Origin of the sequence: Tsukamurella sp. M9C (assembly GCF_020169415.1) — a bacterium.
Lineage (GTDB): Bacteria > Actinomycetota > Actinomycetes > Mycobacteriales > Mycobacteriaceae > Tsukamurella.
On the sequence record NZ_JAIULG010000053.1, the window covers coordinates 1 to 20,511 of the forward strand.

Here is a 20,511-nt window from a genome sequence, read left to right on the forward strand (position 1 = left end):
GGCCGCCTGCGGGGCCGCGGGGGCACCCTTGATCTGGCCGCTGGCCTGCATCGACGCGCGGATCTGCTCGAGCCGCGAATGGCCGGCCATCTGCACGGTGGCGTTCTGGACCTCCATCATGCGTCCCTGCACCGAGTTCTGCGCCAGCTCGGTGGAGCCGAGGGCGTTGGCGTAGCGGCGCTCGATCTTCTCGCGGACCTCGTCGAGGTTGGGGGTGTTGCCCGGGGCCGCGAGCTGACCCATCTGGTTGAGCGACGCGGAGACCTGCTCCTGCATCTTCGCCTGCTCCAGCTGGCTGAGCAGCTTGGTGCGCTCGGCGAGCTTCTGCTGCAGCTGCATGGCGTTCTGCTCGACGGCGCGTTTGGCCTGGCCGGCGGCCTGCAGCGACTGGTCGTGCAGCCCCTTCAGGTCCTCGACGCTCTGCTCGGCGGTCACCAGCTGCGCGGCGAAGGCCTCGGCGGCGTTGGTGTACTCGGTGGCCTTGGCGACGTCACCGGCGGCGGTCGCCTGGTCGGCGAGCTGCACGGCCTGACGGGTGTTCGCCGACAGCTTCTCGACCTCGGCGAGCTGACGGTTCAGCTTCATCTCGAGCTGACGCTGGTTGCCGATGACGGCCGCGGCCTGCTGCGAGAGCGCCTGGTGCTGGCGCTGCGCGTCTTCGATCGCCTGCTGGATCTGCACCTTCGGATCGGCGTTCTCGTCGATCTTCGAGTTGAACAGCGCCATCAGGTAGTTCCACCCCTTGACGAACGGGTTAGCCATCGTCAGTTCTCCTCCGCCTCGATACGTCCATCGCCGAACCCACGTTCGGCCGTCCGGCGACCGCCGGACTCGTGCTTATCAATCTATCGGCAAACGACCCTGTTGCGCCGCCCTGGTCGCGGGTTCGGGGGAAATCCCCGAACCCGCGGACCGGTCGTCTCAGGGTCAGGCGGCGGCGAGCGCGGGCGCCGGGATCACCATGGTGGGGATCGGGCGCATCGATACGCTGGCCTGGGCCACCACGTCGGCCACGTCGATGGCAAGCGCGCCGCAGATCGCGGCCAGCAGCTCGCTGGACGCCTCCTTCTGGCCGCGCTCGACCTCCGACAGGTAGCCGAGGCTGACCTGTGCCGCCGAGGAAACGTCTCGCAGCGTGCGACTCTGACGCACCCGGGTCTTGCGCAGGTTCTCGCCGATCGCCTCGCGAAGCAGTAGAGCCATGCTCACCTCCGTCTTGGTTACTGTCCAGTCAACGCGGGGCGGGCCCGGAAGGTTCCCGATTCGCCGAAACCCGCGCGGTGAGCTCCCGCAGGGCCGCCTCGACGGTCCCCCGGCGGACGTTCGCCCGGTCACCGTCGAGCTGCAGGGTTGTGACGGACGTGCCCGACGGGCCGGATATCCCCAGGTGGACGGTGCCGACGGGCACCCCGTCCTGTTCGGTGGGGCCGGCGACGCCGGTGAGCCCGACGCCCCAATCCGCCCCGCAGCGCGTCCGCGCACCGTCGGCGAGGGCGCGCGCGGTCCCGGGATGGACGGGTCCGTTGCGCTCCAACTCGCCCGACGGGACGCCGGCCAGACTCGCCTTGAGGTCGGTGGCGTAGACGATGAGGCCGCCGCGCAGCACGGCGCTGGCGCCGGGAACGTCGGCGACGGTGGCGGCGAAGAGGCCGGCGGTGAGCGACTCGGCCGACGCGACCGTCTCGCCGCGCTCGGCGAGGGCGGCTACCAGGCGGGCGGCGTCACTTGCGGCCACGCCACCAGCTCAGCAGGTAGTCGACGCCGGTCGCGACGGTGACGATCACGGCCGCGCCCATGGCGACCTGGCTGGGCACGTCCATCCACGCCGGCAGCGGCATGAGGTACAGCCCGATGGCGATGGTCTGCAGCAGGGTCTTGAGCTTGCCGCCGCGGCTCGCGGGGATCACGCCGTCGCGGATGACGGCGAACCGGAAGGCGGTGATGCCGAACTCGCGGGCGAGGACGATCAGGGTGACCCACCACGGGAGCTCGCCGAGCACGGACAGGCCGACGAAGGCGGCGCCGGTGAGCGCCTTGTCGGCGATGGGATCCATGAGCTTGCCGAAATCGGTGATGAGTCCGTAGCGGCGCGCGATCTGGCCGTCGACCCGGTCGGTGAACATCGCGGCGGCGAAGACCGCGAAGGCGATCCAGCGCCAGGTCGTCGAGTGCCCGCCGTCGACGAACAGGGCCGCGAGGAAGACGGGGACGAGTACGATCCGGAGCACCGTCAACCCGTTCGCGACGTTGACGTTCGAGACAGGTGTGCTCGCGGGCTGCACGCCGTCCGTTGCACTCACGCCGATCAGCCTATCGGTACGCGGAATCGGCGGCTCTGCGCGCTACAGTTTCCTACCGTGACCACCGACCACGACGATGTGCTGCGCCGCGCCCGGACCTCCGACGTCCCCGCGATCAAGCGCCTCATCGACGTCTACGCGGGCAAGATCCTGCTGGAGAAGAATCTGGTCACCCTGTACGAGTCGGTACAGGAGTTCTGGGTGTACGAGGTCGACGGCGTCGCCGTGGGCTGCGGCGCGCTGCACGTGCTGTGGTCGGACCTGGGCGAGATCCGCACCCTCGCGGTCGACCCGACGGTGAAGGGCCACGGCATCGGGCACAAGATCGTCGCCCGCCTGCTCGACGAGGCGCGCGCGTTGGAGCTGAGCCGGGTGTTCGTGTTGACCTTCGAGACGGCCTTCTTCGGCCGGCACGGGTTCGAGGAGATCGACGGGACGCCGGTCAGCGCCGAGGTCTACAACGAGTTGTGCCGCAGCTACGACGAGGGTGTCGCGGAGTTCCTCGACCTGTCGTACGTCAAGCCCAACACGCTGGGCAACACCCGCATGCTCGTCACGCTGTAGCGCCCGCGGTCCACCCAGGGCGACGCGCGTCCGGTCAGGCCTGCGGCGTGATCACCACGACGGTGTCGCCGTACGGCTGCGTCCGGCCCTTGAGCCTCGCGCCGATCGCGTTGAACATCTTCGACATCGGCACCTGGAAGCCGTACTTCGCCTTCACTGCCGCCTGCACGGCGTCGAACTCCGGCCCGCTCGAGACCAGCTGCGCCGTCCCGGCGGTCGTCGCCGCGCCGGCGGCGATCGCGCCACGCTGGTTGCACGGCGTGATCTCGACGGCGGGATTGTTGCGGATCCGCTTGGCCTTCCCCGACGTGGAGGACGTCCAGAAGCCGATGCGGTCACCGTCGACGGGGACCACCCACACCGGAGTGGCGACCTTCTCGCCCGACCGACGGAACGTCGCGACGGAAATGGTCTTCTCGGAGCCCAGGGTCATGGGGTCAGCATAGCGCCAAGGTGCCGCCGAGAACCTCTTCACGGCCGCCCTGAACTGGGCATTCGCCCCACACCGGCACATTTTCAGCCGCCCCGCCGACGCGTCACCTTCACCGATTCACGACCGTCGATATCGCACAGTGAACCAATGCATACCGGGGTGTCGTGAGTGTGGTGAATCACGCCCAACCGTGATTGACTCCACCGGTGAATGTGATCGGTGAGCTGCGCGCAGCCGGATGCGCCTTCGCCGAACGCGAGGCCGAACTGCTGGAGGACGCGGCGGCGTCCGGGCCCGACCTCGAGGCCCTCGTCCGGCGGCGGTGCGCGGGCGAACCGTTGGAGCACCTGCTCGGCTGGGTCGAGTTCCGCGGCCGCCGGTTGATCGTCGGCCCCGGCGTCTTCGTCCCCCGCCGGCGCACCGAGCTGCTGTCCGAGCTCGCCGACGGCAGCGGCGTCCTCGTCGAGCTGTGCTGCGGCGCCGGTCCGATCGTGGCGACCGCCGCCGCCGCGAAGACCTACGCCGCGGACATCGACCGCACCGCCGCCGAGTACGCCGCGCGCAACGCCCCGGAAGCGACGGTCCTCGTCGGCGACCTGTTCCGCCCGCTTCCCGGGGTGCTGCGCGGAACCGTCGACGTGATCGCGGCGAACGCGCCGTACGTTCCGACCGCGGCGATCCGGACGATGCCGCCCGAGGCCCGCGACAACGAGCCGCACCGGGCGCTGGACGGCGGGCCGGACGGTCTGACCCTGCACCGGCGGATCGCTATGGACGCGCCGCTCTGGCTGCGCCCGGGCGGCCGTGTGCTCATCGAGACCGGGCGCCAGCAGGCCACGTACACGGTGGCCGCGCTGCGCGCCGTGGGCCTGGACACGTACATCGAGATCGACGACGAGCGGCAGGCCACCGTCGCCGTCGGCGTCAAGCCGACCTGACGCCCGCGCCCCCCACCGCGTGCGGGCGCCCCGTCACGAACTCCGCGTCAGGACACCGCGGCCCGTCGGTCGCTGAGCAGCGCGACCACCGACTCCACCACCGCCACCGGTGCGGTCACGACGTCGTGCCAGGTGAAGGCGAGAACCGTCATTCCGAGCCGGGCGAGGGCGTTCCGCTTGTCGTGGTCGGCCTGGAAGCGCACCGCGTCCCAGTCGCGCCCACTCGCCGCGGCGCAGCCGCCCGTCCACCTGGCGCGGCGACAGCCCGCACGCCTTCGCCTGCGCGACCGTGATCACCCCGTCGTTGTCGGCCACGATGCGGCTGACGTCCTTCGACTCGCCCATACTCCTTGGACGCACGGGAGGCCGACGAGGTTCCGCCGATACGACTGTGCACCGTTGACCACCTCAGGGGTGGTCGACGGTGCACAATGCGCGGGCTACTTCGTGTCGGAGTCCGAAGGCACGTCCGACGACGCCTGCTCCCGGGCACCGTCGCGCTTGGACTTGATCAGCGAGGCGACGGTGGTGATCACCAGGACGCCCAGGATGACCGACAGGGACAGGCCGGTGGAGATCTCCGGCACCGCGAGGTGCTCGCCGCCGTTGATGAAGGGCAGCGTGTTCTCGTGCAGCGCGTGCAGCACCAGCTTCACGCCGATGAAGCCGAGCACGATCGACAGGCCGTAGGACAGGTACACCAGGCGGTCGAGCAGGCCACCGATGAGGAAGTACAGCTGGCGCAGGCCCATCAGCGCGAAGGCGTTCGCCATGAACACCAGGTAGGGCTCCTGGGTGAGTCCGTAGATCGCGGGGATCGAGTCGAGCGCGAACAGCACGTCGGTGAACCCGATGACCACCAGCGCCAGCAGCAGCGGGGTCGCGACCTTCTTGCCGTCGACCTTGGTGATCAGCTTGTCGCCGTCGTAGGTCTCCGTGGTGGGGACGATCTTCTTGAACAGCGCGGCGACGCGGCCCTCGCGCTCCTTCTCGTCCTCGACGGGCCCCTCGGGCGACGACGCCTCCTTGACCAGCTTGATCGCGGTGTACAGCAGGAACGCGCCGAAGATGTAGAACACCCAGGAGTAGGTGGAGATGGCGGCGGCGCCCACGGCGATGAAGCCGGCGCGCATCACGAGCGCCATCACGATGCCGATCAGCAGGACCTTCTGCTGGTAGATCCGGGGAACCGCGAACTTCGCCATGATGATGACGAACACGAAGAGGTTGTCGACGGACAGCGCCTTCTCGGTGACGAAGCCGGCGAAGAACTCACCGCCGTACTGCGGTCCGGAGACCGCCCACACGCCGATGCCGAAGAGGATCGCGATGCCGATGTACACCGCAGACCAGAAGCCGGACTCCTTCAGCGAGGGCTCGTGCGGCGTGCGCACATGGCTGAAGAAGTCGAAGACGAAGAGGCCGAGAACGACCAGGATCGAGACGATCCAGACGACAGCAGAAACTTGCATTGCATACACCTCCGGTACAGATCCGGAGGTCTCTCCCGACCCGAACTGCGGGTCCGGCGTGCCCGGGTGGATATCGATCCACCGTGCTGACGTTCACGCCGCGAGCGGGATACTCCCCTCACACATGCAAGCAGGACTGTATCAGAAGTCCGGTTCGTCCGCTTCCTGAGCGACATCGCCGCCGCCGCGCAGCACCAGCAGTAGGCCGGGCAGCTCGTCGGGCGTGACGAGCACATCGCGCGCCTTGGAACCCTCCGACGGCCCGACGATGTCGCGGGTCTCCATGAGGTCCATGAGGCGGCCGGCCTTCGCGAAGCCCACGCGGAGCTTGCGCTGCAGCATCGAGGTCGAGCCGAACTGCGAGGACACGACCAGCTCGACGGCCTGCAGGAAGACGTCCAGGTCGTCGCCGATGTCGGGGTCGACGTCCTTCTTCTCGACCTTCGTCTCGGTGACGCCGTTGGCGTACTCCGGCTCGGCCTGGTTGCGCACGAAGTCGACGACGGAGGTGATCTCCTCGTCGGTGATGAACGCGCCCTGCATACGGGTCGACTTGCCGCCCATCGGCAGGAACAGCGCGTCGCCCATGCCGATCAGCTTCTCGGCGCCCGGCTGGTCGAGAATGACCCGCGAGTCCGTCAGCGAGCTGGTCGCGAAGGCCAGACGGGAGGGCACGTTGGTCTTGATCAGGCCGGTGACGACGTCCACGGACGGGCGCTGCGTGGCGAGCACCAGGTGGATGCCGGCGGCGCGCGCTTTCTGCGTGATCCGGACGATCGCCTCCTCGACGTCGCGCGGCGCGGTCATCATGAGGTCGGCGAGCTCGTCGACGATGGCGACGATGTACGGGTACGGCCGGTACACGCGCTCGCTGCCGAGCGGCGTGGTGATCTCGCCGGACTTCACCTTCCGGTTGAAGTCGTCGATGTGGCGCACGCGCGAGGCCTGCATGTCCTTGTACCGCTGCTCCATCTCCTCGACCAGCCAGGACAGCGCCGCGGCGGCCTTCTTGGGGTCGGTGATGATGGGCGTGATGAGGTGCGGGATGCCCTCGTAGGGCGTCAGCTCGACCATCTTGGGGTCGATGAGGATCATCCGCACCTCGTCGGGGGTGGCGCGCGCGAGCAGCGAGACGAGCATCGAGTTCACGAAGCTCGACTTGCCGGAGCCCGTCGAACCGGCGACCAGCAGGTGGGGCATCTTGGCGAGGTTGGCGTTGACCATCTCGCCCTCGATGTCCTTGCCGAGGCCGATGACCAGCGGGTGCGTGTCCTTGCGCGTGTTGTCCGCGGCCAGCACGTCGGCCAGGCGCACCATCTCGCGGTCGGTGTTGGGCACCTCGATGCCCACGGCCGATTTGCCGGGGATCGGCGCCAGCAGGCGGACGTTGTCCGTCGCCACCGCGTAGGAGATGTTGCGGTGCAGCTGGGTGACCTTCTCGACCTTCACGCCGGGGCCGAGCTCGAGCTCGTAGCGCGTGACCGTCGGGCCGCGGGTGTAGCCGGTGACGGCGGCGTCGATCTTGAACTGCTCCATGACGCCGGTGATCGCGTCGATCATCGCGTCGTTCGCGCTGGTCCCCGCCTTGGCCGGCTCGCCCTCGATGAGCAGGTCGGCCGGCGGCAGGATGTAGTCCTCGCTGTCGATGGTCCGCGCGACGGTGAACTCGGTCGCCTTCGGCGCGGGCGGCGGCGTGTGGTCCTTCACCACGGCGGCGCGACGCGGCTTCGGCGCCGGCGGCACCTCGACGGTCGGCTCGTCCGACGGGGCCGGCTCGGGCGTGATCGGCGCGGTCACCTGGTCCGACGGTGCCGGCTCGTCCTCCTCGGCGGCCTTGCGGCGACGGCTCCGCTTGGGCGGCTCGGGGTCGGCCGGGTAGTTGTCGTACGGGTCGCCGTAGGGCCTGAGCGCACGCGTGGCGGTGTCGCCGCGCCCCGAGTCGAAGTCGGCGAAGGGCGAGTCGAGATCGTCCTCGTCGAGCGGCTCCTCGTCGCCGTACTGCTCCCTCATGTCGACGCCGAAGTAGAACTTGAGCCGGTCGACGATCTCGCGCACCGTCATACCGCTGACCAGGAGCAGGCCGAACAGAGCGACCAGGACCAGCAGCGGCACGGAGATCCACGCTGTGAAGCCGTCGGTGAGCGGCCCGCCGACGACGTACCCGAGGTAACCGCCGGCGGCGGCGCGGTCGTCGAAACTCGACGGTCCGCCGGACGCGATGTGCAGCAGCCCCAGGAAGGGCAGCACGATGAGGGCGGAGCCGACGCGGTGCCGCACGTGCGCCGACGGGTTGTCGGGGCGGCGCATCATGATCACGCCGAGGGCGATGGCGAGCGGCGGGACCAGCACGGCGAACCAGCCGACCACGGCGCGCACGCCGGTCGAGAAGAACGAGCCCACGGGCCCGCCGGCGTCGAAGTAGACGGCCGCGCCGAGGATGATCGCGACGGCGAACAGGGCCAGCGCGAGTCCGTCGCGCGAGTGGGTCGGCTTCGGCGGCGTGACCTCGCCGGTCGCGGTGGCGGGTTCGACGTCGTCGGACCGGCGACCGGTGCGCACGGCGCCCCCGACGCCCTTGGCCAGCAGCTTCCACCCGGCGCCGAGGCCGCGTGCCACTCCCCCACCGGCGCCCGAGGCGGCCTTGGGGGCCGCGGCGCCCTGCTTACCGCGGGTGCGCGGGGCGGCCTGTCGGCTGCGCGTCGGGCTCGCGGCGCGGCTGGTGCGTGCGCCCCCGGAGCGGGAGTTCGCGGCGCCGCGCGCGCGGGTGGTGGTCTTCGATGCCATGGGGGCAGTCTATCGACATTAACCCCATCCGTATCAAGTGCCACACATGTAACAGCAGGACCTGCGGCGGGTCGTCAGAGCGAACGGACCACCGAGCCGAGCAGATCGATGTCTCCGTCGGCCCCCTCGAACGTGACCAGCGCCTCATCGCGGCCGAAGGCCCACATCGCGACCTCGCCGATCGCGCCGATCACCGCGACGTCGGGCCCGCGCCCCGCGGTGGCGACGGTGCCCTCCTCGGTCGTGAGGCTGACCCGCAGCGGAGCGCCGCGCATCGTGAGCCGCGCGATCCGCGCGACGACGTCGTGAAGGCCGCGTTCGACCCGCTTGTCGAGCACCCGCGGCGTCCACCCCGGCGCGGCCCGCCGGATGTCCTCGGTATGCACGAAGTACTCGCCGAGATTCACCTGCTCGTCGACGAGGCGCAGGGGCGAGAGCCGGGGCGGGCCGCCCGCGACGGTCTCGAGCAGATCGTCGAACGGGCGGGCCGCGATTCCCGCCTGCACCCGCTCGGTGTACCCGGCGAGCGGGCGCACGAGGATGCCCGCCATGGCGTCCGGCCGCCCCTCGCGGAGGATGAGGTGTGCGAGCAACTCCCGCACGGTCCACTCGCCGCAGAGCGTCGAGGCGTCGGGTCCGGCGGCGCGGGCCGCCTCGACGAGGGCGGCGCGTTCACTCCGAGCTGGCTTCACACGGGTCACCCTAGACCCGTCCGGCGGTGCGCCGCAGCGCACGCCAGCACGCCTGTACTTCGTACTGAAATCAAAACGAAGTGTCCTATACTTCACCGCATGATTGCGAACTCAACGTCGACGTCCCGCCGCACGCGCTTCGCCTCGGCCTCCGCCCTCCTCGCGGTGCTCGCGGCCGGGGGCACGGCCCTCGCCCCCGCGGCCTCCGCCGCGCCGGTGGGCCCGAACCTCGTGCTCACCAAGGCCGAGTTCCCGGCCGGGTCGAACGACTACCGCACCGGCAAGCCCGCGCCGTCCAAGCTGACCGCGGGCGACAACCCGTCGCCGGCCTGCACCGCGGCCACCGAGCGGGTCAACCGCTCCGCCGCCGGCACGCAGGGCTTCAGCGCCTCCGCGCGCAACGGCTACTCCCTCATGCTCAGCGCGGTCGTCGCTCCCCCGCAGGCCTCCGTCTGGCGCGCCGCGACCCAGGCCTGCGGCGGCCCCGTCGCCGAGCTCCCCGTCCCCGGCGACCTCGTGCGCTACAACCCCGTCGTGCTCACCTACCGCGACGGCCAGCGCATCCAGGCCGTCGAGGGCGTCGCCGACGTCGCCGGCCGCACCGTCGACGTGTACGTCGGCGGCCTCAGCGAGACCCCCGCCAACACCGCCCGCTTCTGGCAGGTCTTCCGCGCGCAGATCCAGAAGGTCGAGACGGCGCGCTGATGCGCCTGCGCAACCTCCTCGCCGGGTCGACGGTGGCGGCCCTCGCCGCCGTCGCCCTGCCTGCGGCCGCGCACGCCGCCCCGGTCGTCCCGGCGCAGGTCGTCCTCGCCGCTCACGAATTCCCGGTCGGAACGACCGGGTACTCCGTGGAGAACGAGACGATCAGGACCACGGACGACGTCAACGGACCGACCCGCACCGAGTGCGATCGACGCCTCGTCGCCGGCGCGAAGCGCATCGACGGTGCACACGCGTCGACCGCGAAGGTCACACGCGGACCCGTCCGCATGGAATCGGCTGTAGTCGACCGTTCGTTCACCACCGAGGTCAGCGCGCTGAGCGCCGCGTGCGATGCCGAGCAGGCGCCGAGCAGCCGTTCCGTCGTCCTGCCCGCTCCCGCGGACCTGACCCGCTTCCGCTCGTTCCTCACGCAGTACGGCGGAATGTCCTTCCAGGGGTGGGTCGACGTCCGAGGCGCCACCGTGACCGTCGACGTGACAAGCAGCAGCAGCGACGCGGACCCCCGCGACCTGTTCTGGCAGGTCCTTCGCGCTCAGGTCGCCAAGGTCGAGCGGAGTCGCTGACTCGGGCTCCCCGAACCGGACACTCCGCTAGGATCCGGCCCACGAGCAGATCCTTCTTCGGAGGAGCGAACATGAACGTTCGACGCCGGGTCGCAGGTGCGGCAGCCGCCGCGGCCACCATCGTCTCCCTACCCGCTCTCGCGCACGCCGCCCCGGTCGTCCCGCAGCAGGCGGTCCTCGCCGCGCACGAGTTCCCCGCCGGCAGTACCGGTTACAAGGTCGAGCGCGAGACGCTGACCTCCCCCGACGGGCTCCCCGAGGATTCGCCCGCCGATTCGGAGTGCGGCACGAAGCTCAACGCCCTCGCGCGCTCCATGGAGGGCACCGAGATCGTGGAGGCCGAGGCGGTCCACGGCACGACGGAGCTCGAGGCCTCGGTGCTCAGCAGGACGATCACCGCGGCTCGCGGCGCGGCGACCGAGGCCTGCCGCTCCGACGTCGCCGCGGCGAACCGCCCGACGATCCTCGCCGCACCCGACGACCTCGCGCGGCTCAAGCCCTTCATCATGGCCGTCGGCCGGAACACGCTGCAGGCGTGGGTCGACGTCCGCGGCGTGACGGTCATCGTCGAGGCGGAGGGGAAGAAGGACGCAGCAGCGGACTCCGAGATCTTCTGGCAGACGCTGCGCGCCCAGGTCGCGAAGGTCGAACGGCAGCCCTGACACCCTCTTTTGAAGCGTTCTGCGACGTCCCGTCCACGGAAACGTCGCAGAACGCTTCAGAAGATGTGCGCTACTCCCCCACCACGATGACGGTGGGGACGATCATCGGCCGGCGACGGTAGGCCTTGTCGACCCAGCGGCCCACGGCCCGTCGAACGCCCTGCGCGATGCGGTGCGCCTCCTTGACCCCCTCGGCGGCCAGATCGGCGATCACGTCCTCGACGATCTGCTCCGCCTCCTTGAGCGCGGTCGGGTCGTCGGAGAAGCCACGGCCGGAGACCTCGGGCTTGCTGACGGCGTTGCCCTCCTCGTCGATCGCGACGGTGATGGCGATGAAGCCGCCCTCGCCGAGGACGAGGCGGTCGGACAGCGTCGACTCGCCGACGTCGCCGACGGACGAGCCGTCCACGTAGACGTGGCCGACGGGCACCTGCCCGACGATCTTCGCGACACCGCCGACGAGGTCCACCACGACGCCGTCCTCGGCGAGCATGATGCGGTCCTTCGGCACGCCGGTGGCCTCGGCCAGCGCGGCGTTGGCGCGCAGGTGGCGCCACTCGCCGTGCACGGGCATCGCGTTGCGCGGGCGCACCGCGTTGTAGAGGTACAGCAGCTCGCCGGCGCTGGCGTGGCCGGAGACGTGGACCTTCGCGCTCTGCTGCGTGATCACCTTGGCGCCCAGCTTGGACAGCCCGTTGACCACCGCGAACACCGAGTTCTCGTTGCCCGGGATGAGCGAGCTGGCCAGCACGACGAGGTCGTTCGGCGAGATGGTGATGTTGCGGTGCTCGCCGCGGGCCATGCGCGAGAGCGCGGCCAGGGGCTCGCCCTGCGAGCCGGTGGAGATGAGCACGACGCGGTCGTCGGGCAGTGAGGCGGCGGTGTCGAGGTCCACCTCGACGCCCTCGGGCAGGTGCATGTAGCCGAGCTCCTGCGCGAGCGCCATGTTCCGCACCATCGACCGGCCGACGAAGGTGATCCGCCGGTTGTGGGCCATCGCGACCTCGGCGATCTGCTGGATGCGGTGCACGTGCGAGGCGAAGGACGCCACGATCACGCGGCCCTTGGCCCGCCCGATCACGTTGTCGAGCACGGGCCCGATCTCGCGTTCGGGGGTCACGAAGCCGGGGACCTCGGCGTTGGTGGAGTCCACGAGGAACAGATCCACGCCCGCGTCGCCGAGCCGCGAGAAGCCCGCGAGGTCGGTGAGCCGGCCGTCGAGCGGCAGCTGGTCGAGCTTGATGTCGCCGGTGTGCAGCGCCACCTGGCCGCCGGCGTGGATCGCCACGGCGATCGCGTCGGGGATGGAGTGGTTCACGGCGAAGTACTCGCACTCGAACGGTCCGTGGCTGGTCGACTCGCCCTCGCGGACCTCGATCAGCTTGGGCCGCAGCCGGTGCTCGTCGCACTTGGCCTTGACCAGCGCGAGCGTGAACTTGGCACCCACGACGGGGATGTCGGGCCGCAGGCGCAGCAGGAAGGGCACCGCGCCGATGTGATCCTCGTGGCCGTGCGTGAGCACGATCGCCTCGACGTCCTTGATCCGGTCCTCGATGTACCGGAAGTCCGGGAGGATCAGGTCGACGCCGGGCTGCTGGTCCTCGGGGAAGAGCACGCCGCAGTCGACGACGAGCAGCTTGCCGTCGTACTCGAAGACGGTCATGTTGCGACCGATCTCCTTGATGCCGCCGAGCGCGACCACGCGCATGCCGCCCTTGGGCAGCTTGGGCGGGGCGCCCAGCCGCTCCACCGCGGCCGACGGTGCCTTCTGCCCACCGCCGCGCCGCCCACCGCCGCGACGGTTGCCACCGCCCTTCGACGTGGACTTCTGCGGCTGCTGCGCCTCGGTCTTCGCGGCCGGAGCCTGCGCCTTCACCGGGGCCTGCGTCTTCGCGGGAGCCTGCGCCGCCGGAGCGGTCGCCTTCTCCTCGGCGACGACCCGCGCCGCCGAGGTGGCGATCACCGGCTTGGGCTCGGCAGGCGGTCCCGCCTGTCGGGTGGCCTTTCGGCTCCGTCGAGCTCCGCCTGCTGCACCGTCGGTCATTGTTTAGAGCACCCCCGCTTGGGTCAGTAGCGCTGCGAGCCGGTCGCGCTGTTCACCGGTGGGCGGCACCTGCGGGAGGCGCGGTACACCCATATCAAGGCCCTGCAGGGCCAGTGCCGCCTTCGAGAAGGTCACGCCGCCGAGGCCGGCCATGGCCTCGTAGACGGGCCCGAGGGAGGCGTTGATGTCTGTGGCGCGGGCGTTGTCGCCCGCGAAGTAGGCGTCGCGCATCGCGCGCAGCTGCGGCGCGACGACGTGCCCGATGACGGAGACGAAGCCGAGTGCGCCGACGGAGAGCCAGGGCAGGTTCAGCGGATCGTCGCCGGAGAGGAACTGCAGGTCGGTCTCGGCGATGAGCCGGGCTCCGGCGCCGAGGTCGCCCTTCGCGTCCTTCACGCCGACGATGTTCTTGTGCTCGGCGAGCTTTCGCAGCGTGTCCGTCTCAATCGCGACCACCGAGCGCGGCGGGATGTCGTAGAGCAGCACGGGCAGGTCGGTGGCGTCGGCCACCGTCGTGAAGTGCGCGAGCAGGCCGGCCTGGGGCGGCCGCGAGTAGTACGGCGTCACGACGAGCAGGCCGTGCGCGCCCGCCTCGGCGGCGTCGCGCGCGAAGACGGCGGACTCGTCGGTGTCGTAGGTGCCCACGCCCGCGGTGATCTGCACGCGGTCGCCGACGGCCTCGATGATCGCCTTGAGGAACTGGATCTTCTCCCACGGCTGCGTGGTGGGCGATTCGCCGGTGGTGCCCGCGACGATGAGCCCGTCGCAGCCCTGGTCGGCGAGGTGCGACGCCAGCTTCTGCCCGGCCTCGAGGTCCAGCGTGCCGTCCGCCTTGAACGGGGTCACCATCGCGACGGAGATCGCGCCGAAGGGCGTGGTGGGCGTTGTGGTCGCCGGGGTCGCACTCATAAGCGCTAAGGCTACCCACCCGGTCCCGGAAAGTTGCTATTGGCTAGCGGTTGCGCCGGTAGGTCAGGTGCCGGTAGCGCAGGCCCGACGAGGACTCGCGCCACGCCGCGTCCTCCTCCAGGGCGAAGTCCTCCGGGATCGACGGTGCCGTCGTGTCGCCCTCGACGGTGGCGTCCACCTCGGTCACGGCGAGCAGGTCCGCGAGCGGCAGTGCCGCGTCGTAGATCTCGCCGCCGCCGATCACCCACACATCGCCGTCGGGGACGGCGAGGTCGTGCTGGACCACGGCACCGTCGGCGCGCCAGGCCCGATCCCTCGTCACCACGATGTTCGTGCGCCCGGGGAGCGGGCGGAACCGCGGCGGCAGGGAGTCCCAGGTGCGACGACCCATCAGAACCGTGGCGCCCGCGGTGGTCTCGCGGAAGAACTTCATGTCCTCGGGGATGTGCCACGGGATCCCGCCGTCGGCGCCGATCACTCCCCCGCGGGCCTGCGCCCAGATCAGGCCGATCACTAGACCGCCACCGGCGCCTTGATCGCGGGGTGGTGCACGTAGTCGTGGATGGTGATGTCGCCGTACTCGTAGTCGAAGACACTGGGGCGCTCGGCGAGCTCGAGCCGCGGGTACGGGTACGGGTCGCGGCTGAGCTGCTCGGTGACCTGCTCGACGTGATTGTCGTAGATGTGGCAGTCGCCACCTGTCCACACGAAGTCGCCGGGTTCGAGGCCCACCTGCGCGGCCACCATATGGGTGAGCAGCGCGTAGCTGGCGATGTTGAACGGGACGCCGAGGAACAGGTCGGCGCTGCGCTGGTAGAGCTGGCAGCTGAGCCTGCCGTCCGCCGCGTAGAACTGGAAGAAGGCGTGGCAGGGCGGCAGGGCCATGTTCTCGATCTCGGCGACGTTCCAGGCGGAGACGATGTTGCGCCGGCTCGACGGGTTGGTGCGCAGCGTCTCGATCGCCTTGCTGATCTGGTCGATGTGCTCGCCGTTCGGGGTGGGCCAGCTGCGCCACTGCACCCCGTAGACGGGTCCGAGCTCGCCGTCCGGAGCCGCCCATTCGTCCCAGATGGTGACGCCGTTGTCCTGCAGCCACTTGACGTTCGAGTCCCCGCGCAGGAACCACAGCAGCTCGTACGCGATGGACTTCATGTGCACCCGCTTGGTGGTGATGAGCGGGAAGCCCTGCGACAGGTCGTAACGGAGCTGGCGCCCGAAGACGCTGCGCGTCCCGGTGCCCGTGCGGTCGGGCCGGTGCGTGCCGTTCTCCAGCACGTCGCGGAGCAGGTCTTCATAGGGCGTCGCGATCACACCCCCAGTCTAGAGCGGACCCCCGACAACCTCGGGCGCGGCGCGACCGCGTCCGCCCGGCGCCGGTCAGCCGGCGTTCAGCGCCGCGCGGGCGACGCGCTGCTGGCCGATCTCGGCGAGGTTCTTCATCAGCTCGGCGTTGACCCACGCGACCTGGTGGCCGACGGTCAGGTCGGCGTCCGGCGGCCAGGGGAACCCCGACGGCTCGTCGAGGCGGTCCTCGGTGAGCGCGTCGAGGACGGTCAGCCACTCGTCGCGGATCCCCGTCAGCCAGGCGACGGCACCTTCGGGCCCGGGCCACCGCACGGACCCGCGCTCCCGGACCTCGCGCCCGAGGAGATGATCGGCGGTGGTGCTCCACCACCAGCCGATGTGCCAGCTGAGCCACGCCATCGTCGGGACCGGGATCGGGTCGGGCTCCGTCTCGGCCCAGTCGGCGACCCACTCACCGTCGTCGCTGCGGCGCATCGTCCAGCACAGCGCCGCCGGCTCCCAGCGGAAGTCGTCGGCCGTGAGCTCGGCGAGATGCACCTCGCCGAGCGCCCAGGTGAGGTCGAACTGCCAACGCAAGAGATCGAGCCGCGATTCAGCCACTAGCCGACCCTATTTCCTCCGCGCTCAAGCCGCCTGCCGGGGCGCCGTGGACCGGAGCGAATGCCCACTCGGCGTTCGGGCGTCGACGGTGTGCCGTCCGCTCGGATCGCCGACGACCGCACTGCTCCAGCCCGCGGCCTCCTTGGCGTAGTTGCACGCAGCGCACAAGCCTTGACCGTTGTCGAAGCTGGTGGGGCCACCCGCCGCGTGCGGAACCACGTGGTCGGTATGCGCGATCGGTGCATCGCAGTACGGGCTCCGACAGTACCGGTCCCGAGCCCGGATCATGTCCGCGAGCCCGTCCGGGAAGCAGCGGGCCCGTGAGTCCATGCCGACCACCGCGCCCGTCTCGGGTGCGATGTAGAGGCGTTTGACCCACGCGACGCCGGCGGCGGTGGCCTTCCCGATGAGGTTGCGGGCGATCTCCGCCGGCATCGCCCCACCGCCGTCCAGGTACGCGGTCCCGGGCTGGTCGCCGAGCAGCACCGTGGCCGGAAGAGTGAGGTTCACAGTCACGGGCTGGCCTCCGGTGGCCTCGCGGCCGGTGAGGCGGGCGAAGGCGGTGTCGGCCATGATCTGCCCGCGGGTCCGCAGGTCCGCGCCGATCCCGATCAACGTTGCGGCATGCTTGCGCAGGGCCGCGTACACCCCGACGCCCTGCGCCACCGGCAGCAGCAGCGACACCCGCGCCATCCCCTCCGGCAGCGGCCGGATCGTCACGGTCCGGTCCTTCTCCGCCGACGCGTTCCGATCCACCGTGCCCTGCGCATCTAGCGCATAGGCGACCTGCTCGACTCGCGCGCTGAGTTGCTTGAGTCCCATGCCCGCCAGCGTCGCCGCCTCGGCACACAGCAGCTCATCCGCCGTATGCCGATCGGAGGCGTCCAGGTGCGCGAGGCCGCCGACGATCACCGGGATCGCCTCCGGCGCGAGATCACCCTCGCGCAGGCGGGTGCGGGTGTGCGGCAGGATCTTCTCCAGCTCCACCGCCCGGGCCACGAACTTCGCGGCCGTGTTGGGCGACATGTGCAGCGCCAGCCCGACCTCCGCGGCGACGCCCTGCTGCCATCGGTCCTGCGGCAACCCTGCCGCGACCCGTTCGCACACCCGCTCGCGCAGCAGCTCCGCCGCCAACCGGTACTGCTCGAACACCGTCAAGCACCGCCGCCGTTCCATCGAACGCAACCGATCCGCCACGCCACCGCCGGGTGGCCGGTCCTCATCTACACCACCGTCTTCGTCCATGCCCAGACGCTACGTCGACCGACTGACAAGTTTTCGAGATAGCAACTTACTCTCGAATACCTGACGAGCTGATCGCGGCCCACTCTGACTAGCGCTCCGGACATCAATGTCACGGGTACCACCGACCAACAGCCCACGGTGGGCCTTCTCCGATTGTCCACCGGGAGGGTTCGGCTACAGCCTCCATGAAGGTCGATGCCCGTGCGGGCTCAAACCTGGGCCATGGCGGCACGTCGAATGCGGCAGCGATGCTCGTGAGCGGGTTCTCGTAGCAGAACTCGTGTGATGCAGCGACGATCTCGAAGTTGACCTTGCTGGTCTCCTCGGCGCTCAACACGAACGAAGGAGGCAAAGGGTGGAACCTCTCCGAGACAAGGACCAGAAGCCGACTGGGACCCACCGGATAGATGCCGTGGGACGACTTTGCCCAGGCCGCAGGCTCCCACCTGCCGCGCGCGGGACCGCCAAGCCAAACGACAGGTTCATCGCAAGTAATGAGTGGCGCTCTAGTCGACACGAGCCACCAACTGCGCGCAATCGCGAGGTGCGGAACCGCACTATGTCGCCAGACACCAATTGCACTCTCCAACGCTCGGGGCTTGCGCTCTGTGCTGAGCAGTGGCACATCTAGCAGCTGCTGAACCAGCTCATCGTGTCGATCTGGCGAATATGGAGTACCACTGATGGCACACAACGTGGGTAGGTTCGCTGCCACGACCTCAGCCCGACCGAAATGGTTGAGCGCATCCTCGATCCGCAACTCTTGCGCGCGCTTCTTGAGCGTCCGCTGTTCCTGCAACCCGACGAAAACTGCAAGGTTGGCGATCAGCTCGACATCAACGATCTGGCCGTCGGGAAGGGAATCGAGATAGCCGATCCAGCCCGCTGCCTCGCTCTCAATCCGAGACATATGCTTCTCAAACCACAACGCCGGATAGTCGGGTGCGAGGTCGTCGGCAGAGATCGTGTACAGGTTCGTCTTCTTCGCGATGTCCTTGGTCGGCTGAACGTAGCTATCACGAGTCGCGACCTTCGTAACTCTGAGCGCTCCCGCGTCATCTGCCCATCGACGCAGGTAGACCTGCGGTACGTGATGATGCCTCTTCCCTACTCCGCCGGCACTGGCCTGCCGCTTCGATTCCTCGATCTCCGCATCCGTCGTCCACCGGTGAGCGAACACGCGGCCAGCCACATCACTCGCTCATCAATTGCGCGGCGACAGTGGCACCCAGGTTCCAGCACGCCTCGAGGTCCGCCTTCGACGGTTTGCCCGACACGACGACGTGCGGCGTGGCCTTCACCCAACCGAGCCCGGCGGTGATCGAATCCACCGCGCGCTCGGCGCCCTCGCCGCCCTCGTTCGCGTGCAGGTACAGCCCGAACGGCCGGTCGCGCGTCGAATCGAGGCACGGGTAGTAGATCGTGTCGAAGGCGTGCTTGAGCGCCCCGGAGATGTAGCCGAGGTTCGCCGGCGAGCCGAGGACGTAGCCGTCCGCGGCCAGCACGTCCGACGCGGTCACGGCGAGCGCCGCGCGCCGCACCACCTCGACGCCCTCGATCTCGGGGTCGGTCGCCCCGGCGATCACCGCCTCGAACATCTCCTGGCAGTGCGGAGACGGCGTGTGGTGGATCACGAGGAGCACGGCCATCAGCGGGCCTTCTTCTCCATCGAGACGGCCTTTGTCATCCAGTCGCGGGCGCGGGAGCGGTCGCCCGCGTAGTCGTACGCGCGGGCGAGGCGGTAGGCGTTCACCCAGGACTCGGGCTCGGCCTCGTACTCGGCCTTGACCTGCGCGAACAGCTCGTCAGCGGCGTCCCGCTGCACGCGACCCGAGGGCATCTTCGGCAGCTCCGAGACGTCGAGGTCGCGCCCCAGCGCCTTCGCCGACGCCGCGAGCTTCTGGTGCGCGTAGCCGTTGCTGAGCACGGACCAGAGGATCCACAGACCGACCAGGCCGACCAGGACCATGCCGAAACCGAGGCCGAGGTTCGCGCCGCCGCCGCGGCGGGCGATCATCCACGCCCATGCGCCGATGAGACCGATGTACGTGAGCATCGCGACGGATAGGAACCCGATGACCAGCAGCTGGCCCAGGTTCCCCCGATCGCGGCGCTCCACGGGGCTCACAGGTCCATGAACGGCTCGATGCCCACGGTGAGGCCGGGCCGCGAGGAGATGCCGCGCACGCCGAGCAGCACGCCGGGGACGAAGGAGCTGCGGTCCAGCGAATCGTGCCGGATGGTGAGGGTCTCGCCCTGGGTGCCGAGCAGCACCTCCTGGTGCGCGACGAGGCCGGCGACGCGCACGGAGTGCACGCGGACGCCGTCGACGCGGGCGCCGCGGGCGCGGTCGAACTCCGCGGAGGTGGCGTCGGGCATCTTGCCGCGCCCGGCCTGCTCGCGCGCCTCGGCGATGAGCTCGGCGGTGCGGGTGGCGGTGCCGGACGGGGCGTCGGCCTTGTAGGGGTGGTGCAGCTCGATGATCTCGACCGAGTCGAAGAACCGGGCGGCCTGCGCCGCGAAGCGCATCGTGAGCACGGCGCCGATGGCGAAGTTCGGGGCGATGAGCACGCCGACGCCGGGCTTCTCCGCCAGCCAGCCGCGCACCGTGTCGAGCCGGTCGTCGGTGAAGCCGGTGGTGCCGACCACGGCGTGAATCCCGTTGTCGATGAGGAACTCCAGGTTGTCCATCACCGCGTCCGGGTGGGTGAAGTCGATCACCACCTGGGTGTTCGAGTCGAGGAAGCCGGTGAGCATGTCCCCCGCGTCCACGGTGGCGCTCAGCGCCAGATCGTCGGCCGCCTCCACGGCGTCCACCATTGCGCGGCCGACCTTGCCGCCGGATCCCAACACACCCACGTTCAGCATGCGCCCGACGATACCCTTGCCCGGTGACCACCCGACCGGACGTTCCCGACGAATGGATCGACCGCCTCGCCGACGTCCTCGAGGCCTTCCCCGAATGCGTCGCCGACCGCGCCTGGGTCGGCACGCGCTGGCGCGTCCGCGGCGCGACGGTGGCGCACGTCTTCGGCGGCGAGGACCAGCAGTTCCGCCTCATCTTCCGGGCCGAACCCAGCGAGGTCCCCGCGTTCGAGAATCTCGGCGACCCGTACTTCCGGGTGAACTGGGGCGAGAGCACCGTCGGCATCATCGTCGACGAGAACACCGACTGGGACGAGGTCGCCGAGCTCCTCACCGACTCGTACTGCGTGCAGGCCCCCGCGACGCTCGCGGAGCAGGTCGAGCGGCCGGAGTCCGACGGGTCCTAGGG

25 protein-coding genes and 1 pseudogene are annotated in these 20,511 nt (G+C 69.9%); 6 read left to right on the plus strand and 20 right to left on the minus strand.

Features of this window, described 5'->3' with window-relative positions:
* The 4 genes from LB823_RS19845 to pgsA all read right to left on the minus strand — a co-directional run.
* A partial coding sequence (locus LB823_RS19845) for a PspA/IM30 family protein (RefSeq protein WP_224650538.1) occupies positions 1 to 762 on the minus strand: 762 nt, incomplete at its 3' end.
* 165 nt (positions 763 to 927) lie between these two features.
* Complete coding sequence (locus tag LB823_RS19850) at positions 928 to 1,203, minus strand: helix-turn-helix domain-containing protein (RefSeq protein ID WP_146432809.1); 276 nt, start codon at positions 1,201 to 1,203, stop codon at positions 928 to 930.
* Between the two features lie 28 nt (positions 1,204 to 1,231).
* Positions 1,232 to 1,735 carry a CinA family protein gene (locus tag LB823_RS19855; protein WP_224650541.1) on the minus strand — a complete coding sequence of 168 codons (504 nt, stop codon included), beginning with the start codon at positions 1,733 to 1,735 and terminating at the stop codon, positions 1,232 to 1,234.
* Positions 1,722 to 2,300 carry a CDP-diacylglycerol--glycerol-3-phosphate 3-phosphatidyltransferase gene (gene pgsA, locus LB823_RS19860; RefSeq protein WP_224650544.1) on the minus strand — a complete coding sequence of 193 codons (579 nt, stop codon included), beginning with the start codon at positions 2,298 to 2,300 and terminating at the stop codon, positions 1,722 to 1,724. Before pgsA ends, LB823_RS19855 begins: the two co-directional genes overlap by 14 nt.
* Positions 2,301 to 2,357: 57 nt before the next feature.
* Here pgsA and LB823_RS19865 point away from each other — a divergent pair, with 57 nt between their 5' ends.
* Positions 2,358 to 2,864, plus strand: a complete 507-nt coding sequence (locus tag LB823_RS19865) for an amino-acid N-acetyltransferase (protein ID WP_224650546.1) — start codon at positions 2,358 to 2,360, stop codon at positions 2,862 to 2,864.
* Positions 2,865 to 2,898: 34 nt separating this feature from the next.
* On the opposite strand, the gene LB823_RS19870 is transcribed toward LB823_RS19865, so the two are convergent.
* Positions 2,899 to 3,297 carry a PPOX class F420-dependent oxidoreductase gene (locus LB823_RS19870; protein ID WP_224650549.1) on the minus strand — a complete coding sequence of 133 codons (399 nt, stop codon included), beginning with the start codon at positions 3,295 to 3,297 and terminating at the stop codon, positions 2,899 to 2,901.
* A gap of 206 nt (positions 3,298 to 3,503) precedes the next feature.
* Between LB823_RS19870 and LB823_RS19875 the strand changes: the two genes are divergently transcribed.
* Positions 3,504 to 4,235, plus strand: coding sequence for a putative protein N(5)-glutamine methyltransferase (locus tag LB823_RS19875; protein WP_224650552.1), 732 nt, complete (start codon positions 3,504 to 3,506; stop codon positions 4,233 to 4,235).
* Between the two features lie 47 nt (positions 4,236 to 4,282).
* On the opposite strand, the gene LB823_RS19880 is transcribed toward LB823_RS19875, so the two are convergent.
* From LB823_RS19880 to LB823_RS19900, 5 genes and pseudogenes are all read right to left on the minus strand, one after another.
* Positions 4,283 to 4,438 carry a hypothetical protein gene (locus LB823_RS19880; protein ID WP_224650618.1) on the minus strand — a complete coding sequence of 52 codons (156 nt, stop codon included), beginning with the start codon at positions 4,436 to 4,438 and terminating at the stop codon, positions 4,283 to 4,285.
* Between the two features lie 55 nt (positions 4,439 to 4,493).
* Positions 4,494 to 4,580: pseudogene (locus LB823_RS24195) on the minus strand (hypothetical protein); the annotation flags it as partial.
* 95 nt (positions 4,581 to 4,675) lie between these two features.
* Complete coding sequence (locus LB823_RS19890; protein WP_224650554.1) at positions 4,676 to 5,707, minus strand: TerC family protein; 1,032 nt, start codon at positions 5,705 to 5,707, stop codon at positions 4,676 to 4,678.
* Between the two features lie 141 nt (positions 5,708 to 5,848).
* On the minus strand, positions 5,849 to 8,491 hold the full coding sequence (locus LB823_RS19895; protein ID WP_224650556.1) for a DNA translocase FtsK: 2,643 nt from the start codon (positions 8,489 to 8,491) through the stop codon (positions 5,849 to 5,851).
* 74 nt (positions 8,492 to 8,565) lie between these two features.
* A complete protein-coding gene (locus LB823_RS19900) occupies positions 8,566 to 9,183 on the minus strand; it encodes a TIGR03085 family metal-binding protein (protein ID WP_224650558.1) in 618 nt (205 codons plus the stop codon).
* A gap of 99 nt (positions 9,184 to 9,282) precedes the next feature.
* Between LB823_RS19900 and LB823_RS19905 the strand changes: the two genes are divergently transcribed.
* The 3 genes from LB823_RS19905 to LB823_RS19915 all read left to right on the plus strand — a co-directional run bounded on the left by LB823_RS19905 (position 9,283) and on the right by LB823_RS19915 (position 11,134).
* On the plus strand, positions 9,283 to 9,888 hold the full coding sequence (locus tag LB823_RS19905) for a hypothetical protein (RefSeq protein ID WP_224650561.1): 606 nt from the start codon (positions 9,283 to 9,285) through the stop codon (positions 9,886 to 9,888).
* Positions 9,888 to 10,472 carry a hypothetical protein gene (locus LB823_RS19910; protein WP_224650563.1) on the plus strand — a complete coding sequence of 195 codons (585 nt, stop codon included), beginning with the start codon at positions 9,888 to 9,890 and terminating at the stop codon, positions 10,470 to 10,472. Before LB823_RS19905 ends, LB823_RS19910 begins: the two co-directional genes overlap by 1 nt.
* A 71-nt stretch (positions 10,473 to 10,543) precedes the next feature.
* On the plus strand, positions 10,544 to 11,134 hold the full coding sequence (locus LB823_RS19915) for a hypothetical protein (protein ID WP_224650565.1): 591 nt from the start codon (positions 10,544 to 10,546) through the stop codon (positions 11,132 to 11,134).
* 70 nt (positions 11,135 to 11,204) lie between these two features.
* Here the strand turns inward: LB823_RS19915 and LB823_RS19920 are convergent, their stop codons facing one another.
* The 10 genes from LB823_RS19920 to dapB form a co-directional block, all read right to left on the minus strand.
* Complete coding sequence (locus tag LB823_RS19920) at positions 11,205 to 13,178, minus strand: ribonuclease J (protein WP_304941296.1); 1,974 nt, start codon at positions 13,176 to 13,178, stop codon at positions 11,205 to 11,207.
* Between the two features lie 3 nt (positions 13,179 to 13,181).
* Entirely contained in the window at positions 13,182 to 14,087 is a 906-nt protein-coding gene (gene dapA / locus LB823_RS19925) for a 4-hydroxy-tetrahydrodipicolinate synthase (RefSeq protein WP_224650567.1), read from the minus strand.
* Between the two features lie 43 nt (positions 14,088 to 14,130).
* A complete protein-coding gene (locus tag LB823_RS19930) occupies positions 14,131 to 14,601 on the minus strand; it encodes a dihydrofolate reductase (protein ID WP_224650570.1) in 471 nt (156 codons plus the stop codon).
* Positions 14,601 to 15,398, minus strand: a complete 798-nt coding sequence (locus tag LB823_RS19935; protein ID WP_224650572.1) for a thymidylate synthase — start codon at positions 15,396 to 15,398, stop codon at positions 14,601 to 14,603. Before LB823_RS19935 ends, LB823_RS19930 begins: the two co-directional genes overlap by 1 nt.
* A gap of 66 nt (positions 15,399 to 15,464) precedes the next feature.
* Positions 15,465 to 15,992: a DinB family protein gene (locus LB823_RS19940; protein WP_224650574.1), complete on the minus strand. Its 528-nt coding sequence runs from the start codon at positions 15,990 to 15,992 to the stop codon at positions 15,465 to 15,467.
* A 24-nt stretch (positions 15,993 to 16,016) separates the two neighbouring features.
* On the minus strand, positions 16,017 to 17,150 hold the full coding sequence (locus LB823_RS19945) for a DUF222 domain-containing protein (RefSeq protein WP_374201357.1): 1,134 nt from the start codon (positions 17,148 to 17,150) through the stop codon (positions 16,017 to 16,019).
* A 196-nt stretch (positions 17,151 to 17,346) separates the two neighbouring features.
* Complete coding sequence (locus LB823_RS19950; RefSeq protein ID WP_224650578.1) at positions 17,347 to 18,429, minus strand: DUF4238 domain-containing protein; 1,083 nt, start codon at positions 18,427 to 18,429, stop codon at positions 17,347 to 17,349.
* Position 18,430: 1 nt separating this feature from the next.
* Positions 18,431 to 18,886: a flavodoxin family protein gene (locus LB823_RS19955; protein WP_224650580.1), complete on the minus strand. Its 456-nt coding sequence runs from the start codon at positions 18,884 to 18,886 to the stop codon at positions 18,431 to 18,433.
* Entirely contained in the window at positions 18,886 to 19,365 is a 480-nt protein-coding gene (locus tag LB823_RS19960) for a hypothetical protein (protein ID WP_224650583.1), read from the minus strand. The genes LB823_RS19955 and LB823_RS19960 overlap by 1 nt, the downstream gene beginning before the upstream one ends.
* Positions 19,362 to 20,105, minus strand: a complete 744-nt coding sequence (dapB, locus tag LB823_RS19965) for a 4-hydroxy-tetrahydrodipicolinate reductase (RefSeq protein ID WP_224650585.1) — start codon at positions 20,103 to 20,105, stop codon at positions 19,362 to 19,364. Before dapB ends, LB823_RS19960 begins: the two co-directional genes overlap by 4 nt.
* 23 nt (positions 20,106 to 20,128) lie before the next feature.
* On the opposite strand from dapB, the gene LB823_RS19970 reads away from it, so the two are divergent.
* Positions 20,129 to 20,509, plus strand: coding sequence for an MmcQ/YjbR family DNA-binding protein (locus tag LB823_RS19970; protein WP_224650587.1), 381 nt, complete (start codon positions 20,129 to 20,131; stop codon positions 20,507 to 20,509).
* The last annotated feature ends 2 nt before the right edge of the window (positions 20,510 to 20,511 follow it).